Source organism: Bradyrhizobium sp. UFLA06-24 (assembly GCF_054967145.1).
Window position 1 is genome coordinate 40,762 of the sequence record NZ_JADFUE010000038.1, and the last position, 16,250, is coordinate 57,011.

Genomic DNA, 16,250 nt, shown 5'->3' on the forward strand with positions numbered 1-16,250 from the left:
TCAGTTGCCGAGGGGCGTCGTAACCGCTTCCGTTCGGGGCGTAAACAGGTAACCGCCGGAGCGCACCGTCTTGATCATGGACGGATCGGCCGGATTGGGCTCGATCTTGCGCCGGATGCGGCTGACCAGCACGTCGATGGAGCGCTCGAACGAGCCGGTGTTGCGCCCTTGCGTGAGGTCGAGCAGGCTGTCGCGCGACAGCACGCGGCCGGGCCGCTCGCAGAACGTCCTGAGCAGGTCGAACTCGGCGCTGGTCACGGCGACGCGGGCGCCTTCCGGATTGCGCAGCTCGCGCAGGCGCAAATCGATGTGCCAGCCGTCGAAGGCCAGCGTCGAGGCGCCCTCGATCGAGCTTGCGGCCTGTGCCGAGGCCTGGCGCCGCAGCACTGCGTTGATGCGGGCGAGCAGCTCGCGCGGGTTGAACGGTTTCGGCAGGTAATCGTCCGCGCCCATCTCGAGCCCGACGATGCGGTCGACATCCTCGCCGCGCGCGGTCAGCATGATGATCGGCGTCTGCGCTTCCGAGCGCACCTTGCGGCACAGGCTGAGACCGTCCTCGCCGGGCAGCATGACGTCGAGAATGATGAGATCAACGCGGTGCTCGGCCATGGCGCGCGACATCTCGCGGCCGTCGCTCACAGCGGTCACGTTGCAGGAGTTGTTGCGCAAATATTTCGCAATCAACGTCCGGGTTTCGCGGTCGTCCTCGACGACCAGGATGTTGGGAGAGGGGATGGCCATGAGCCTTGTTTGTCCAAGATTCGGGCCAAAAGGCGAAGATTTTTGTTTCGATTTGTTTCCATAGGCAGGTCCGCAACGCCACGCAACGACCAGGTACTCCTACGGCAAGATCTCGTTAAGCCCGTTAACCACACTTCTTACGAGCGGCTCGGCCGGGACAGCCCGGATCCGTCCTACGGAGCCAATGGCGCGATGCGCGCATCGGGACCTTCGGATTTACGAGCTGACCTGAGGCGACGCCAGGTCGGCGTTCCTCGCCACGATCGTGCTTCATCCCAGGGCGCATGGTCGTCGGCGGGGAACGGTGCACCCCGCACGTTCCTCGCCTCAGGAACCTTCGTCGCATTGCAGCGCCGCAATGGCGCAGCGAAATTGCCGCACGCAAGGAACTGCAGCTGCACGTAAGGGTTCTTTCCGCACGAGTTTTCTGCTGAAGGAGAGGACGAAAATGTTGATGAAATCGATCGCCGCCGGCCTCGCCGGCACGGCTCTGCTTGCGACCGTTGCGTTCGCGCAAAATCCGACCACCACCACCGACAAGTCGGCGCCTGCGGCTAGTGCGACGACGACCAGCGCGTCGGGCGAATGGCGCGCCTCGAAGATGGCAGGCGTCAAGGTCTATAACGAGGCCAACGAGAATATCGGCTCGATCAACGATCTGCTGATGGACAAGAGCGGCGCGGTCAAGATCGCCGTGATCGGCGTCGGCGGCTTCCTCGGCATGGGCGAGCATCTCGTCGCGGTGCCCTATGAGAAGCTGAAATTCGTCAACGAAGCCGTGGCCTATACCGGCACCGGCGCGAACCCGGCAAATCCGAACGCCAAGCCCGCCGCGACCACGACGACCGGCGCTGCGACCGGCACCGACAAGACAGCGACCACGACCAGCTCGTCCTCGTCGAAATGGTATCCGGACCACGCCGTGTTCAATGCGACCAAGGACCAGCTGAAGAGCATGCCCGAGTTCAAGTACTCGGAGTAATGCGGATCGCGTGAGTGCCTAAACGAAGCGCGCCCGGTTTTCACCGGGCGCGCTGTCGTGTCTGTTGTGATTGCGAGGGAGCCTTCATTGCTTCGCTGCGCCCGCCATGACGGAGGATAGAGCGAGCCTCACTTCACCAGCGGACAGCCGCCTTTGTCGAGCGGGCGGAAGGCTTCGTCGCCGGGAACGGTGGCGATCAGCTTGTAAAGGTCCCATTCCCCCTTGGATTCTTCCGGCTTCTTCACCTCGAACAGATGCATGTCGTGGACCATGCGGCCGTCGATGCGGATCTTGCCGTTCTTGGCGAAGAAATCGTTGACCGGCGTCTTGCGCATCTGCTCCATCACCTTCGGCGCCTCGTCGGTCTTGATGGCCTCGATCGCCTTCAGGTAATGCATCGTCGCCGAATAGAGTCCGGCCTGGATCATGGTCGGCATGTGGCCGACCTTCTCGTTGAATCGCTTGGAGAAGGCGCGGGTCTCGTCGTTCGAGTCCCAATAGAAGGCGTCGGTGATGATCAGCCCTTGCGTCGCCTTGATTCCGAGCGAATGAACGTCGGTGATTTCCATGAGCAGCGCGATCATCTTCTGACCCCCTTGGGTCAGGCCGAACTCGGCCGCCTGCTTCAGCGCATTGGTAGTATCGCCGCCGGCATTCGCCAGCGCAACCACCTTGGCCTTCGAAGCCTGGGCCTGCAGCAGGAAGGACGAGAAGTCCGACGAGTTGAGCGGATGGCGAACGTCGCCGAGCACCTTGCCGCCGCTCTCCTTGACCACGTTGGCGGCATCACGCTCGAGCGCCATGCCGAAGGCGTAGTCGGCGGTGACGAAGAACCAGGTGTCCTCGCCGCGCTTCACCATCGCCTTGCCGGCGACATTCGACAGCGCGTAGGTGTCGTAGGTCCAGTGCACCGTGTTGGGCGAGCAGGCGGTGCCGGTGATGTCGGAGGAGCCGCCGCCGGAATTGATGTTGATCTTGTTCTTCTCGCGCGTCAGCGCCGAGACCGGCAACGCGACCGAGGAGGTCGGCACGTCGAGGACCGCGTCCACCTTCTCGTTGTCGTACCAGTTGCGGGCGATGTTGACGCCGACATCGGGCTTGTTCTGGTGATCGGCGGACACGACCTGGATCGGGACGCCGGCAACCTTGCCGCCGTAATCGGCGACGGCCATCTCGACGGCGGCGAGCGAGCCCTTGCCGGTCGCGTCGGCATACAGGCTCGACATGTCCGTGAGCACGCCGAGCTTGACGACATTGTCGGAAATCTGCGCCTGCGCCGCGCCTGACGTGGCGGCGAGGGCAAGGCCGGCCGCGAGGGCGGCGATGAATTTCTGCATGGCTGTTGTTCTCCCTGTGTGTTGTTGTTTGGGTGTTGTTGCGGCGCTGTTCTAGCGACAAACAGCCGGGATCGCAAAGCAGAGGAGGCATGCTGTTATCATCGTCATTCCGGGGCGCGAGCCCGGAATCCATTCATCCATCTTTCCTGCGGACCGATGGATTCCGGGTTCGCGCTATGCGCGCCCCGGAATGACGGAGGATCATCCGCCTTGGCCGCCCTTGAGCCGCTCGTTGCGGCGGCGCAGGGCTTCCAGGGTGGCGAGGAGGATGACCGAGACCGTGGTCAGGATCACTGCGGCTGCCGTGATGGTCGGGCTGATATTCTCGCGGATGCCGCTGAACATTTCGCGCGGCAAAGTCCGCTGCTCGGGGCCGGCCATGAACAATACGATCACCACCTCGTCGAAGCTGGTTGCGAAGGCGAACAGCGCACCCGACGCCAGCCCCGGCAGGATCAGCGGCAGGATCACGCGGCGGAACGCTTCAAGCGGCGAGGCGCCGAGGGAAGCGGCGGCGCGCGCGAGATTGGTGTCGAAGCTTTGCAGCGTCGCGCCGACGGTGATGACAACGAAGGGCGTCGCGAGCGCGGTGTGAGCCAGGATCAGGCCGAGATAGCTGCCGGTGAGGCCAATCGGCGCGAAGAAGAAATAGAGGCCCACCGCGGTGATGACGCCGGGCACGACGACCGGCGACAGCACGAACGCCAGCACGAGCGGTTTGAACCGGCTCTTCCACTGCGCCAGCCCAAGAGCTGCGAGCGTGCCGAGCGCCATCGACAACGCCGTCGAAGCGACGCCGATGATCATGCTGTTCTTGAGCGAGTTCATCCAGCGCGGCGAATTGATGAAATCGTCGTACCAGCGCAGGGAGAGGCCGGGCAGCGGATAGGTGAGGTAGGAGCCCGAGCTGAAGGACAGCGGCATGATCGCAAGGATCGGCGCAATCAGGAAGATGAACACCAGCGTGGAAATCACGATGGTCGTGGTCCAGGCGATGCGCTGGCTCGGCGTGCGGAGGGAAGGAGCGTCGCTCAATTCTTCATCCCTCCGGTGACTTGCTGACCCTGCACCAGCTTGCCGTAGACAAGGGCGAGCAGGACGGTCGCCAGCAGCAGTACGGCGCCGAGTGCTGAAGCAAGGCCCCAATTGGCTGTTTCGGTGGTGTAGAGCGCGATGAAATAGCTGATCATCTGGTCGGCGGCGCCGCCGACGAGGGCCGGCGTGATGTAGTAGCCGAGCGCCAGGATGAAGACGAGCAGGCTTCCGGCGCCGATGCCGGGCAGGGTTTGCGGCAGATAGATGCGCAGGAAGGCGGTGAGAGGCGGCGCACCGAGCGAGGCGGCGGCGCGCATATAGGCCGGCGAGATCGCCTTCATGCTGCTGTACAGCGGCAGGATCATGAAGGGCAGCAGCACGTGGGTCATGGCCACGCAGACGCCGAAGCGGTTGTAGATCAGCCGCAACGGCTCGTCGATGATGCCGAGCCAGTGCAGGCCGTCATTCACCACGCCCTTGCTCTGCAGCAGAACGATCCAGGCGCAGGTGCGGACCAGCAGCGAGGTCCAGAACGGCAGCAGCACGAAGATCATCAGCAGGTTCGACCGGCCGGGCGGCAACGAAGCGAGCAGATAGGCGACCGGAAAGCCCAGGATCAGGCAGAGGGCCGTGACGCCGAGGCTGATGAGGAAGGTGCGCGCGAAAATTTCGCGGTAGATCGCCTGATCTGGCGCGGCTGCGACGATCGCGCCGTCCGCGTTCCTGACGAGGTCGAGCGCCGCCAGCAGGTAGAAGCCGGTCACCGGGCCACTCGCATTCTTGATCGTGGTCCAGGTGGTGCGGTCGCGCCAGGCGGGGTTGATCCTGCCCAAGGTCTCCTTGGCCGTGCCGGGCTCCGGCAGCGTCTTCAGATTGCGTGCCGTGCTGGTGAGGATGGTGCGAAAACCGTTCAGGGCATAGTTGAGCCGCTTGGCTGCGATGGCAACGGTGCCGGCGGCGCGCGCGGCCTGGAGGTCGCTTGCCAGCGCCGCATAGGCCTTCTCGTCCGGCAGATCCTTGCCGTCCCACTCGGCAAGTGCGGTGATGGTTTGAGGCAGCACATGGCGTACCTCCGGGTCATCGATCGCGCGCCACAGCATGCCGGCGATGGGCCCGGCGAAGGTGAACAGCAGAAACAGCAGAAGCGGCAGAACCAGCGCCAGAGCCTTGATCTGCCGCGCACGCTCGGCCTGCTTCAGGCGCCGCTTGAGCGGCATCTTGGTCTCGGCATCCGCGCCGGTCAGGGAGGCAGCTGTCATGGGGCGGCTACTTCGCGTATGAGACGGGACACAGGCGACGGGCTCTCGCCCGTCCGCCCGCGCCATAGACCGATTTGATCGCGCGTTACTTCGCGGCCCATTTGTTGAAGCGCTCGGTCAGACGGTCGATGTTCTCGAGCCAGAAGGCGACGTTGATCTCGACCGCGTTCTTGATGTTGTCAGGGGCGGTCGGCAGGTCCTTCAGGACGGCGGGCTGTAACAGGCCGGCAGCGTCCTTGTTCGAGGTGCCGTAAGCGATGTTCTCCGACAGTTTTGCCTGGTTCTCCGCCTTGCCGGCGAAGTCCAGGAACTTGTAGGCGGCGTCCTTGTTCGGGCTGCCCTTCAGGATGACCCAGCTGTCGAGGGTGAACAGCGCGCCGTCCCACACCATGCCGAAATTCTTCTTCTCGTTCTTGTTCGCGGTGTCGATGCGGCCATTGTAGACCGATGTCATCACCACCTCGCCGGAGGCGAGCAGTTGCGGGGGCTGGGCGCCGGCCTTCCACCAGACGATATCGTTCTTGATGGTGTCGAGCTTCTTGAAGGCGCGCTCGACGCCCTCGTCGGTCGCCAGCACCTTGTAGACGTCCTTCGGCGCGACGCCATCGGCCATCAGCGCGATTTCGAGCGTGGTCTTCGGGCCCTGGCGCAAGGCGCGCTTGCCCGGAATCTTCTTGGTGTCGAAGAAGTCGGCCCAGCCTTTGGGGGCGTCCTTCAGCTTGTCCTTGTCGTAGCCGAGCACGAAATCGTAGAGGATGGCGCCGACGCCGCAAGGATTGACCGACGGCGGGATATAGGCGCCTTCGCCGCCGATCTTGGAATAATCCATCTTCTCGAACAGGCCTTCGTCGCAGCCGACCGCGAGCTCGTCGCTCTCGACCTGGACGACGTCCCAGGTGGCGGCGCCACCCTGCACCTTGGCGCGCAGCACGCCGATGCCGCCGTCCCAGGACTCGTCGTTCATGGCGATGCCGGTCGCTTTCTTGAACGGCTCGAAATAGACCTTCTTCTGGGCCTCCTGATACGCGCCGCCCCACGACACGACAGTGAGGTCACGCGCCTGCGCCACCGTAACCAGCGCAGCGCTGGCGCTGAACGCCGCGGCGAAACCCAGAGCAATGTTGCGCTTCAGCATGGTCGTTTTTCCTTCTTCATGTGCATTGCGTTGAGGTTGATCGATCGGATCAGGCGGGGTCGAGGGCCAGGCAGTCCTCGGGGCGGAAGGTGATGGAGACGCTTTCGCCGTGCTTCAGGCTTTCATGCGCTCCCGGCTGGAGCTTGACCATGAATTCGGCATTCCCGGCGACATCGAGCACGGCCAGTGCGTGATCGCCGAGATAGATCGTGCTCTGCACCTTGGCCGGCAGCCGGTTCGGACCGTCGCTGGCGTTGCCATCCGCGATGATGGCGATCCGCTCCGGCCGCACCGACAGGGATGTCGCCGCGCCCGCGCCCGCTACATTCGCCGCCCGCGCCGTGACGGTGCCGCCGGCCGCCAGCGCGACGCGGCAATAATCCTTGTCGACTGTCTCCACGGTGCCTGAGAGCACGTTGTTCTCGCCGACGAAATTGGCGACGAAGCTGTTCACCGGACGCTCGTACAGTGCGTCGGGCCTGTCGACCTGCTGCACGATACCGTCGTTGAACACGGCGATGCGATCCGACATGGTGAGCGCTTCGCTCTGGTCGTGGGTGACGTAGACGATCGTGATGCCCATGGTCTCGTGCAGCTGCTTGATCTCGAGCTGCATCTGCTCGCGCAGGCGCTTGTCGAGGGCGCCCAGCGGCTCGTCCATCAGCACGAGTTGCGGGTTGAAGACCAGCGCGCGGGCCAGCGCCACACGTTGCTGCTGGCCGCCTGACAGCTGTCCGGGCCGCCGCTGCGCCAGGGTCTCCATCTTGATCATTCGCAGCGCCGCCTTGACGCGCTCCTGCGTTTCCGCCTTGCTCGTCTTGCGAACGGACAGCGGGAAGGCGACGTTCTCCTCGATCGTCAGGTGCGGAAACAGGGCGTAGTTCTGGAACACCATGCCGATGTCGCGCTTGTGCGGCGGCATGTTCTTGATCGGACGGTCCGCGAGGTAGATCTCGCCCTGGGTCGGAACCTCGAATCCGGCCAGCATCATCAGCGTGGTGGTCTTGCCCGAGCCCGACGGGCCGAGCAGGGTGATGAACTCGCCCTTTCTGATGTCGAGATCGAGGTTCTTCACCACGAGGTGCTCGCCATCATAGGTCTTCTGAATGCCGGAAAAGCGCACCAATGCCGGCGCAGGCGTGACCATGCCGGCTTCCATGTTATCCTCGCTGTGTCCCCTACGATGCCGTCGGCACCTCGTTGGAGGTTGCGACGATCAGCTTAGCAGCCTGCAACGAGAATGCCAGCAGCGCAAGCCACAAGAGGCTGCGCGGATTTCGTGCATGAAAGCGCGCTACATCCCCGACAGCTTGGTCACGTATACGTTCAGTGTGCCGCCAGCCTCCGCGACCACGCGCAGCGTCTTGGAATCGAAGGCGATGTCGGCCAGCGTGAGGCTGCTGATATTCGCGTCGACCTTGAGGCCGTCCTCGCTCTTCTGGTAGTCGGCGATCGCGGCTGCGATCTTTTCGCGCGCGTTGGCGGCGATCGGCTTCAAATCGAGTGTCGCCTTCCGTACCAGCGCCTGCTGCATCTGCGGCACCACCGCGCGGGCTGCGGCGCCGAGCAGGCCGAACGCCGCCTCGGACTCCACCGCGAGCTGGATGTCGGCGAGCCGCAGCGTCTGCTGCTCCTGGTCGAGCATCGGCCGGCCCCAGATGTGCACGGTGGCCTCGGCGCCGAGCCCGAGCCAGCTCTTCTTTTCCTTCGCACGCACCAGCAGCGAGATCAGCAGCCGCTCGCCCGACGGGACCACGTTGACGCTCTTCACGGTGACTTCGACCGGACCGGAGCCGTCCTCGGGATAGGTGTGGCCGACCATTTGCGCCGCGATCAGCTTGTTGATCTCGGTGAAGGGCACGTCGATGGGAACGCCGATATTTACGCCGGTGCCGGTCGGCGGCACGATCGAGATCTTGTCGGGGAACGGGCAGTCCGGCTTGGTCGGCGTCGAGGTCACGCGCGTCTCGGCCTCGAGGCCGAGCAGCAGCGTCACGGCCTGTGCGTCGACGCGCGGCTGCGCCGCGATGGCGCGGGTCGGCTTCATCTCGAGCCAGAGCGGGGGCAGCGCTGTCGACGCACCGCCTTGCAGCGGGATCGAGCGACAGGCCTTGGCCCATTGCAGCTTCGCGTTCTCGCGCAGGCTGGGATCGTTGCGGATGCGCTCGGCGACGATGTTGAGCTGATCGCCGACCGTCTTGTCGATCAGCGGCTTCACTTGCGCGGGCACGTTGACCTTGGCGCCAGCGACATTGACGTTGGTGTCGCCGAGATTGACCTGTGCGCCGAGATTGGGCTCGAGATGCCAGGCGGCCGCCAGCTTGGGGCGCGAGGTGACGACCACGTTGCCCTTGATCTCGGCGCTGGCATTCAGATTCTTGATGTTGACCGCGCCGATCCGTTTCGCCGCGTCGCCGCCGAGCACGCTGCTCAGCGCATCGCCGAGCGCGCCGGTGGCTTTGGATGACAACGATCCCGTCACGTTCAGCTTGCCGGTGATCGGCATCGACAGCGTCAGCACGTCCTTGTCGCCGGTCGCCGCCATCGGCCCGCGGGCGGCGGTCCAGCCGATATCGGCATTTTCGAGGATCTGCGAGATCGGGTTCTCGGCCTTGCCGGCAAAATTGCGCGGTGCGGCCTTCTCGGCCTGCTCCCGGATCGCCGACAGTGCGATCGCCACCGGCGCCACCACGATCGAGCTTTTCGACGCGGGCGGCAGCGGCGGCAGCTCCGCAACCGGCGGTGCCGAATTGGTCGCGCGCGGCGACAGGAAGTCCATCACCTTCAGGCTGATGAAAAACGACGCCGCGAGCACCGCAACGGCGATCAGCACAGTCTTCAAGTTCAGCGTCAGACGCATCAATCCCCCAAGCCGCCCCGGCACGGATTTTACAGGGCTGGCGAGCAGGGCGCTAGAGCGTACCGATGGGGTGGAATTGCGGCAAACGGGTTAACGGCTGCGACAAGTCACGGGTAGCCTGCACCGGGTGTCACGACGGTTACGACGTCGATCCGGGCCGACGACTTGCCGCGCCCGAGGTCCTCGTGTGAGGTCGCTGCGCTGAGGCAGAACAAGGTGCGCCGCTCGGCTCCCCCGAGCGCGCACGCAATCGCACGGCGGCCAGGCACGTGGATGCGCTCTACTTCCCTCCCATGGGCGTCGATCCGAATGAAGGCATCCTCGGCATAGACCGCAATCCAGACCGCTCCTTCACTGTCGAGGCAGATACCATCCGGCTCGCGCCCGCATGGCAGCCTCCGGAGCAGCCTGAGATCGCCATCGGGCGCGATCTCATAGTCGGCGACACATTCGCCGTCCATCTCTGCAACGACGAGACGGCGATGATCGGCCGAAATGGCGATGCCGTTGGGAAAGCGCAGTCCTTCGGCGACGACACGCGCGGTTCCGTCCGGCATTACCAGGATGATGCGCCCGTCGGCGCCGCGATCCGGCGGCGGCGGAAGTTTGAAGCCGAGATCGCCGACGTAGGCGCGCCCGAGCCCGTCGACGATCATGTCATCGATCACGCCGGCCGCGACGCGCGACAGATCGGCGTAGGGCACGAGTTTGCTCGCCTCGAACACGAATAGACGCTTGAGGAACATGGTCAGGATCACCAGCCTGCCGTCCGGCAGGACGCCGGTGCCGCACGGCGTATCGTCTTCAAACGTCGCATGCGTGCGGCATTCGCCGGATGGGTCGATGCTCAGCAGCGTCCGCGCCAGGCAATCGACGAACCAGAGCCGCCCGTCATGCCAGCGTGGGGCTTCGTAATATTTGCCGCCCTCGAGCAAGGTGGTCAGCCCAGTTTCGGTCATTTGGTTCTCCCGGCGAGGAATGGCGCCGTCAAACAGCTTATCAAAACTAGCTGCGCTTCGGGCGCCGCACCGCTCTCACCTTGCCGGAAGCGCCGCCGCCGCAGAACAGGCGATCGCCGCCGTCGGATTCCAGCCCTGAAACCATCGTGCCCTCAGGCATATCGAGCTGCTCCAGCACCTTGCCCGTGTCAGGATCGATTCGCCTGATGTCGCTGTCCTCGCCTTCCCAGGTGCCATGCCAGAGCTCGCCGTCGACCCAGGTCACCCCCGTCACGAAACGCTTGCTCTCGATGGTGCGGAGAATCTTGCCGGTGTCGGGATCGATCTGATGGATCCTGCGGTCGCGATATTGCCCGACCCAGAGCGAGCCTTCGGCCCAGGCCAATCCGGAGTCGCCGCCTCCACCAGGGGCGGGGATCGTGCCGATGACGGCGCCGCTTGCCGCGTCGATCTTCTGGATGCGATCCTCCGCGATCTGGAACAGGTGCCGGCCGTCGAACGCCGTGCCCGCATGTGCGGCGACGTCGAGCGAGCGCGCGATCTTGCCGTTCGCGGGGTCGACGGCGTTCAGCCTGTCGCCCGATGCGAACCAGAGATGGGTGCCGTCATAGCTGACGCCATGCACGGCCTCGACGCCGGGGAAGGGCCCGTACTCGGTGACGATCTCTGCCGCGGAACGCTTCATCTGCTCGATCCTGTGATGCGACTTCATTGCTTGCGCATGATCTTCTCGGAAAACCGCTGCGCACTTTTCCGGATCATGCTTTAGCCTACGCCTTCAGCAGCGGCGTGGGGAGTAACAAGCCTGTCGGGAATCCCGGCACGGGCGGGGTCATCCAGCGCCGCGCGCGGCCGTGTCCGAATGACTGAACCTTGTTCGATCGCGCCAGCTCGTCGAGAGCCCGCTGCACCGAGCGTGCGCTCATTTGAAGCGCGAGCGCGAGCGCCGAGCTCGACCACGGCTCGCCATCGGCGAGAATGGCGAGCACGGCGGCGTGCTTCTCCTCGACCGGGCGGGCCAGCACCAGGACGTCGTTTGTCTTGCGCGGCGCGAGCTCAAACCCCTGCTTGGTCGCGCTGATCTTGGCGAGCGGCTCGAGCTGGGTGCGGAGCCGCCCGATCTCGACGCGCAAGCGCGCGCGGTGGGATTCATCGGCGTGCCTCGCCTGAAACGCACCCGCTATCAATGCCTCGCGCGAGACATCGGCGGGCCAGGCCTGGGCCAGCAGGCGGGCGAGCGCGAACAGCACGGGCCGCGTGCCCAGCGATATGGCAACGCCTTGCTTGCGCACGACATGATGGAAGGTGTCGACGACGAGCGCGGTCGAGGTCGCGAGCCGCTCGACCTCGCCGAGCAGCAGGGGGTGCTCGCTGCCGCGCGCGATCAGGCGCGCGGCCGGCGTGTTCAGGATCAGGTTCGCGCTCTCGACCTCGGCGACGAGTGCTGCGATGCCGGCCTGTCGCGCGGCCTTGCCTGCGCGGTCGAGCGCGGCGCGCGCCTCCTGTGTCTTCAGCCGCCTGATCGCGATGCCGGCGAGGACCAGCTCGCGGACGACGAGAGACGCGGGCGGGAGCGGGGCGGCGCCGATCTCGGCCAGCGTGCGCTCGGCCTCGTCGATCCGGCCGAGCAGGAGCAGGCGGCGCGCTTCGATATGGCCCGCATGCGCGGCATTGGCGAGATCGCCGTGGCTTGCGAGCGTCGTCCGCGCGGCCGCGAGCGCCTTGGGCGGCCAGTTCAGCTCGCGCGAGACCAGTGCGATCTCGGCCTCGGCGACCACGCATCTGGCGCGGGCGACGGCTTCCCGCGGACCGAAGGCGCGCGCGGCGCTCCGCAGCAGCGTCTTGGCTTTGGCGAGATCGCCGAGCTGCGCCATCGCGATGCCGCGCAGCGCCAGCGAGGGTGCGTCATTGCGCAAGGCGACGCGGTTGAGGGCGCCGAGCGGATCGCCGGCCTCCAGCGCACGCGCGGCGGCAATGATCAGCGACTCCATGAAAATCCCGCCACACTTGTTACTCCCACCGCGCCACCGCTTGGTGCCAGAAATCGCCAGCGGCCGACAATGGGCGGTAAGCGAGAGATCTGGAGAGCCATGATGAATTCAGTAAACAAAGCAGCGACCAATGGACAGATTGCCATGCAAACACCGCCGGTGGTGTCGGCGCAGGAGTGGGAAGCAGCCCGCCAGCAGCTGCTCGTGAAGGAAAAGGCGCATACCCGCGCCCGCGACGCCCTCGCCGCCGAACGCCGGCGCATGCCGTGGATGGCCGTGGACAAAACCTACGCATTCGAGACGCCCTCGGGCAAGGCCAGTCTGCTCGATCTGTTCCTGGGCCGGCGCCAGCTGATCGTTTACCGCGCCTTCTTCGAGCCCGGCGTGTTCGGCTGGCCCGACCATGCCTGCCGCGGCTGCTCCATGGTGGCCGACCAGGTCGCCCATGTCTCGCATCTGAACGCCCGCGACACCACGCTGATGTTCGCCTCGCGGGCGCCGCAGGCGGACATCGCACGGCTGAAGGCGCGGATGGGCTGGACCATGCCGTGGGTCACCATCACCGACAGTTTCGATGCCGATTTCGGCGTCGGCGAGTGGCACGGCACCAACGTCTTCTTCCGCGATGGGGAGCGTATTTTCCGCACCTATCTGATCAAGAGCCGCGGCGACGAGCAGATGGGCGGCACCTGGAACTATCTCGACATCACACCGCTCGGCCGCCAGGAGGTCTGGGAGGATTCGCCCTCCGGCTATCCGCAGACGCCGACCTACAAATGGTGGAACTGGCACGACAGCTACGAGGATGGCGCGGCGCCCGACAAGAAGTGGGTCGAGGTCTCGGATGCCGGCGAGATCGCGCTCCGCACGCCGGGTGCGCAGTGAGCGACGTCCATCCCGCCGGCGTCGGCCGCGATGGCCGCGAGGCCGCATCCCATCTCGTCCGATGGCTGGGTCTGGCGGCCACGCCGACCTTCGCGGTGATGGCCGTGTTGACAGCCGTCTTCAGCGGCGGCTCGGCGGACATGCTCTGCAACGCCGGACACGGGCTGTCGATGGACGGGATGGTGCCGATGTATCTCCTGATGAGCGCGTTTCACTCAGCGGCGTGGCTGCGGCTGATCCCCGGGCGGCGGGCGTAAACAGGAGACCGGCAGAACTCGAAGACGGCGCTCGTCTCGCGTGGGCCGTCTTCGCTATTTGCCGCTTCCGTCGACGAACATTTCCATCAGGACTTCATCGAAATATCGGCCGTTCTGCTTCAGCGCCTTCACCTCGCGGCCATATTCGACGAAGCCGGCGGCCTTGTAGAGGCGGAGCGCCGGTTCGTTCTGGCTCGCAACGGAGAGCTGGAGCTTTTCGACGTGCTTTGCGGCATGGGCAACCACGGTGTCGACGAGACGCCGGCCGATGCCTGATCTCCCCGCCGATGATCGCACATACATGCCCCACAGATCGGCCTTGTGCATGGTCTGAGGACCATCCTGCCGCCAGAAGCCGGCGACGCCGACGAGCTCACCGGCAATGAAGGCGCCGAACACGTCCGAGATGGTGAGGCGCTCCTCGAACCAGGCGAGAGGCTTTTCCTGTTCGCGCGCGAAGGTGCTGGCGAAGGCCTCGGGATGCGCGGCGAGCGCCTCCAGCCTAATCCGCCGGTAAATCGCAGCGTCTGCGCGCGTGAGCAGCCTGATATCGAGAGTGGCGTGCGGCACGGGTCTCAAACCTGTTGTCTCTCACGGAACGAACTGACCATGCGGGTTGCGCCCAGGCAAGCTTTGTTCGTACATGGACCGCAACAGACACATCAAGGGAAACGCCATGGCGAGCACCGTTTTCGATTCCGCGCTGTTCCGCGACATGTTCGGCACGGCCGAGATGCGCGCGGTGTTTTCCGACGAAGCCCTGGTCGGCCGTTACCTGGAAACGGAGGCGGCGCTCGCCCGCGCGCAGGGCCGCGCTGGCGTGGTGCCGAAGGACGCGGCGGCCGCCATCGATGCCGCCTCGCGCAGCATCAAGCTCGATTTCGACAAGCTGCGCCGCGAGACCGAGATCGTCGGCTATCCGATCCTGCCGCTGGTGCATCAATTGTCCGAGGCCGCCGGCGAAGCCGGCCGCTACGTGCATTGGGGCGCGACCACGCAGGACATCATGGACACCGCCAACGTGCTCCAGATCCGCGCCGCGCTCGACATCGTGGCGCGCGACCTCAGGGAGTTGAGCACCATTCTCGCCGATCTCGCTCGCAAACACCGCGACACGCCGATGGCCGGCCGCACCCATCTGCAGCAGGCGCTGCCGGTGACCTTCGGCTACAAGGTCGCGATCTGGCTGTCCTCGATCGACCGGCATATCGAACGTGTCGACCAGGCGCGGCCGCGCATCCTGCTCGGCGAGTTCTCCGGCGCCGCCGGCACGCTCGCGTCGGTCGGCGAGGGGGGCCTCGAGATGCAGCGCCTGTTCTGCGAGGAGCTCGGCCTGCGTCAACCGCCGATCACCTGGCACGTCGCGCGCGACGGCATCGCGGAGGCGGTGACGCTGCTCGGGCTGATCACGGGAACGCTTGGCAAGATCGCCACAGACGTGATGCTGATGTGCGCGACCGAATTCGGCGAGTTGTCCGAACCCTTCGTGCACGGGCGTGGCGCGTCCTCCACCATGCCGCAGAAGCGCAACCCGATCTCCAGCGAATTGATGCTCGCCGCCGCCAAGGCCGTGCGCCAGCACGTCGCCACCATGCTCGACGGCATGATCCACGATTTCGAGCGCGCCACCGGCCCCTGGCATCTCGAATGGGTGTCGCTGCCGGAGAGCTTTCTGCTCACCGCGTCCTCGCTGGCGAACGCCAAGTTCATGCTGGCCGGCCTCGTCGTGCATGAAAACCGCATGCGCGCCAATCTCGGCCTGACCCACGGCCTGATCGTCGCCGAAGCCGTGATGATGGCGGCGGCGCCGAAGCTCGGACGGCAACGTGCGCATGACGTCGTCTACGATGCCTGCCGCAAGGCGATCGAGCAGGGCGGCGATCTCGCCGATATCCTGTCGGGCGTGCCGGAGATCGTCGCCGCGCTCGGCGGGGTCGACGCCATCCGCCGCCATTGCGATCCCGCCAATTATCTCGGACTCTCCGGCCGGATGGTCGATCGCGTGCTGGGCGGCTAATGTTATCGTTTCTCCTGAAACGAAAAGGCCCCGGCGTCACCGGGGCCTTTTACGTTCAAAGCAAGTTTACAGCGTCGCCTTACCTCAGCTCGGCGCGGCGCTCGGTCATCGGCAGCACGATCACCTTGGTGCCGACGCTGACGCGGGAGTAGAGGTCGGAGACGTCGTCATTGGTCAGGCGGATGCAGCCGGACGAGACGTGCTTGCCGATCGTGTCGGGGGCGTTGGTGCCGTGGATGCGGTAGACGGTGCCGCCGAGATACATGGCGCGGGCTCCCAGCGGGTTGCCGGGCCCGCCGGCCATGTGGCGCGGCAGATAAGGCTGGCGCTGGATCATTTCCGGCGGCGGGGTCCAATCCGGCCACTCGGCCTTCTTGGTCACCGACTGGGTGCCCGACCAGGTGAAGCCGTCGCGGCCGACGCCGATGCCGTAGCGGATCGCCTGGCCGCCTCCGAGCACATAATAGAGATAGGTGTTGGGCGTATCGATGATGATGGTGCCCGGCGCCTCGCGCGTCGCGTAGGAGACGGTCTGGCGGCGGAAGCGGGCCGGTGTCTCGACGGAGTCCTGATCCTCTGACGGCGCGGTCTGGTAGGCCGGAGCCTGATAGGGCTGATATGGCTGAAGAGGCTGCGGCGCGGTCAGCGGCGGGAAGAACGGGAAGAGCTGCACGGGCGCGGCCTTGGCCGGTCCTGCGAATGCGATTGCGGCAACGGCCACTGCGCTGACGGCAACGGCGCGCGAGAACGTCTTCATCGTGTCCAGCTTGAACATTGGTCGCCCCTGTTTGC

The 16,250-nt window shown here is 65.4% G+C and carries 16 protein-coding genes; 4 read left to right on the forward strand and 12 right to left on the reverse strand.

Annotated features, from left to right (window positions below):
• Window positions 1-741 carry a response regulator gene (locus tag IF809_RS26040; protein WP_462838938.1) on the reverse strand — a complete coding sequence of 247 codons (741 nt, stop codon included), beginning with the start codon at window positions 739-741 and terminating at the stop codon, window positions 1-3.
• 448 nt (window positions 742-1,189) lie between these two features.
• Here IF809_RS26040 and IF809_RS26045 point away from each other — a divergent pair, with 448 nt between their 5' ends.
• The gene (locus tag IF809_RS26045; RefSeq protein WP_128964653.1) at window positions 1,190-1,723 is read left to right on the forward strand and encodes a PRC-barrel domain-containing protein; all 534 of its coding nucleotides are present in this window, start codon (window positions 1,190-1,192) and stop codon (window positions 1,721-1,723) included.
• Window positions 1,724-1,851: 128 nt separating this feature from the next.
• Here the strand turns inward: IF809_RS26045 and IF809_RS26050 are convergent, their stop codons facing one another.
• The 9 genes from IF809_RS26050 to IF809_RS26090 all read right to left on the reverse strand — a co-directional run bounded on the left by IF809_RS26050 (window position 1,852) and on the right by IF809_RS26090 (window position 12,299).
• Window positions 1,852-3,060 carry an ABC transporter substrate-binding protein gene (locus IF809_RS26050; protein WP_462838939.1) on the reverse strand — a complete coding sequence of 403 codons (1,209 nt, stop codon included), beginning with the start codon at window positions 3,058-3,060 and terminating at the stop codon, window positions 1,852-1,854.
• Between the two features lie 201 nt (window positions 3,061-3,261).
• The gene (locus tag IF809_RS26055; RefSeq protein ID WP_453995931.1) at window positions 3,262-4,095 is read right to left on the reverse strand and encodes an ABC transporter permease; all 834 of its coding nucleotides are present in this window, start codon (window positions 4,093-4,095) and stop codon (window positions 3,262-3,264) included.
• Window positions 4,092-5,354 (reverse strand): ABC transporter permease, encoded by a 1,263-nt coding sequence (locus IF809_RS26060; protein ID WP_462838940.1) that lies wholly within the window; start codon window positions 5,352-5,354, stop codon window positions 4,092-4,094. The genes IF809_RS26055 and IF809_RS26060 overlap by 4 nt, the downstream gene beginning before the upstream one ends.
• Before the next feature lie 85 nt (window positions 5,355-5,439).
• Window positions 5,440-6,489 (reverse strand): ABC transporter substrate-binding protein, encoded by a 1,050-nt coding sequence (locus IF809_RS26065; protein WP_453995935.1) that lies wholly within the window; start codon window positions 6,487-6,489, stop codon window positions 5,440-5,442.
• 49 nt (window positions 6,490-6,538) lie between these two features.
• On the reverse strand, window positions 6,539-7,648 hold the full coding sequence (locus IF809_RS26070; RefSeq protein ID WP_462838941.1) for an ABC transporter ATP-binding protein: 1,110 nt from the start codon (window positions 7,646-7,648) through the stop codon (window positions 6,539-6,541).
• A gap of 135 nt (window positions 7,649-7,783) precedes the next feature.
• Window positions 7,784-9,349: a DUF4403 family protein gene (locus tag IF809_RS26075; protein WP_462838942.1), complete on the reverse strand. Its 1,566-nt coding sequence runs from the start codon at window positions 9,347-9,349 to the stop codon at window positions 7,784-7,786.
• Window positions 9,350-9,456: 107 nt separating this feature from the next.
• Entirely contained in the window at window positions 9,457-10,308 is an 852-nt protein-coding gene (locus IF809_RS26080; RefSeq protein ID WP_453982374.1) for an SMP-30/gluconolactonase/LRE family protein, read from the reverse strand.
• A 46-nt stretch (window positions 10,309-10,354) separates the two neighbouring features.
• Window positions 10,355-10,993 carry a Vgb family protein gene (locus IF809_RS26085; protein ID WP_453995941.1) on the reverse strand — a complete coding sequence of 213 codons (639 nt, stop codon included), beginning with the start codon at window positions 10,991-10,993 and terminating at the stop codon, window positions 10,355-10,357.
• A gap of 85 nt (window positions 10,994-11,078) precedes the next feature.
• A complete protein-coding gene (locus tag IF809_RS26090; protein ID WP_128964660.1) occupies window positions 11,079-12,299 on the reverse strand; it encodes a helix-turn-helix domain-containing protein in 1,221 nt (406 codons plus the stop codon).
• A gap of 99 nt (window positions 12,300-12,398) precedes the next feature.
• On the opposite strand from IF809_RS26090, the gene IF809_RS26095 reads away from it, so the two are divergent.
• Together IF809_RS26095 and IF809_RS26100 are read left to right on the forward strand one after the other, a co-directional pair.
• Window positions 12,399-13,184 (forward strand): DUF899 domain-containing protein, encoded by a 786-nt coding sequence (locus tag IF809_RS26095; protein ID WP_128964661.1) that lies wholly within the window; start codon window positions 12,399-12,401, stop codon window positions 13,182-13,184.
• Entirely contained in the window at window positions 13,181-13,441 is a 261-nt protein-coding gene (locus tag IF809_RS26100; RefSeq protein ID WP_128964662.1) for a hypothetical protein, read from the forward strand. The genes IF809_RS26095 and IF809_RS26100 overlap by 4 nt, the downstream gene beginning before the upstream one ends.
• A gap of 54 nt (window positions 13,442-13,495) precedes the next feature.
• On the opposite strand, the gene IF809_RS26105 is transcribed toward IF809_RS26100, so the two are convergent.
• A complete protein-coding gene (locus IF809_RS26105) occupies window positions 13,496-14,011 on the reverse strand; it encodes a GNAT family N-acetyltransferase (RefSeq protein WP_453995949.1) in 516 nt (171 codons plus the stop codon).
• A 106-nt stretch (window positions 14,012-14,117) separates the two neighbouring features.
• On the opposite strand from IF809_RS26105, the gene pcaB reads away from it, so the two are divergent.
• The gene (gene pcaB, locus IF809_RS26110) at window positions 14,118-15,458 is read left to right on the forward strand and encodes a 3-carboxy-cis,cis-muconate cycloisomerase (RefSeq protein WP_462838943.1); all 1,341 of its coding nucleotides are present in this window, start codon (window positions 14,118-14,120) and stop codon (window positions 15,456-15,458) included.
• Between the two features lie 79 nt (window positions 15,459-15,537).
• Here pcaB and IF809_RS26115 read toward each other — a convergent pair whose 3' ends face one another.
• Window positions 15,538-16,233, reverse strand: a complete 696-nt coding sequence (locus IF809_RS26115) for a L,D-transpeptidase (RefSeq protein ID WP_462838944.1) — start codon at window positions 16,231-16,233, stop codon at window positions 15,538-15,540.
• Window positions 16,234-16,250 lie beyond the last annotated feature (17 nt).

Excerpts from the sequence above, each read along its gene's own strand:
- IF809_RS26040 (WP_462838938.1), bottom strand. The coding sequence starts at position 741 with ATGGCCATCCCCTCTCCCAACATCCTGGTCGTCGAGGACGACCGCGAA.
- IF809_RS26045 (WP_128964653.1), top strand. The coding sequence starts at position 1,190 with ATGTTGATGAAATCGATCGCCGCCGGCCTCGCCGGCACGGCTCTGCTT.
- IF809_RS26050 (WP_462838939.1), bottom strand. The coding sequence starts at position 3,060 with ATGCAGAAATTCATCGCCGCCCTCGCGGCCGGCCTTGCCCTCGCCGCC.
- IF809_RS26060 (WP_462838940.1), bottom strand. The coding sequence starts at position 5,354 with ATGACAGCTGCCTCCCTGACCGGCGCGGATGCCGAGACCAAGATGCCG.
- IF809_RS26065 (WP_453995935.1), bottom strand. The coding sequence starts at position 6,489 with ATGCTGAAGCGCAACATTGCTCTGGGTTTCGCCGCGGCGTTCAGCGCC.
- IF809_RS26070 (WP_462838941.1), bottom strand. The coding sequence starts at position 7,648 with ATGGAAGCCGGCATGGTCACGCCTGCGCCGGCATTGGTGCGCTTTTCC.
- IF809_RS26075 (WP_462838942.1), bottom strand. The coding sequence starts at position 9,349 with ATGCGTCTGACGCTGAACTTGAAGACTGTGCTGATCGCCGTTGCGGTG.
- IF809_RS26080 (WP_453982374.1), bottom strand. The coding sequence starts at position 10,308 with ATGACCGAAACTGGGCTGACCACCTTGCTCGAGGGCGGCAAATATTAC.
- IF809_RS26085 (WP_453995941.1), bottom strand. The coding sequence starts at position 10,993 with ATGAAGCGTTCCGCGGCAGAGATCGTCACCGAGTACGGGCCCTTCCCC.
- IF809_RS26090 (WP_128964660.1), bottom strand. The coding sequence starts at position 12,299 with ATGGAGTCGCTGATCATTGCCGCCGCGCGTGCGCTGGAGGCCGGCGAT.
- IF809_RS26095 (WP_128964661.1), top strand. The coding sequence starts at position 12,399 with ATGATGAATTCAGTAAACAAAGCAGCGACCAATGGACAGATTGCCATG.
- pcaB (WP_462838943.1), top strand. The coding sequence starts at position 14,118 with ATGGCGAGCACCGTTTTCGATTCCGCGCTGTTCCGCGACATGTTCGGC.
- IF809_RS26115 (WP_462838944.1), bottom strand. The coding sequence starts at position 16,233 with ATGTTCAAGCTGGACACGATGAAGACGTTCTCGCGCGCCGTTGCCGTC.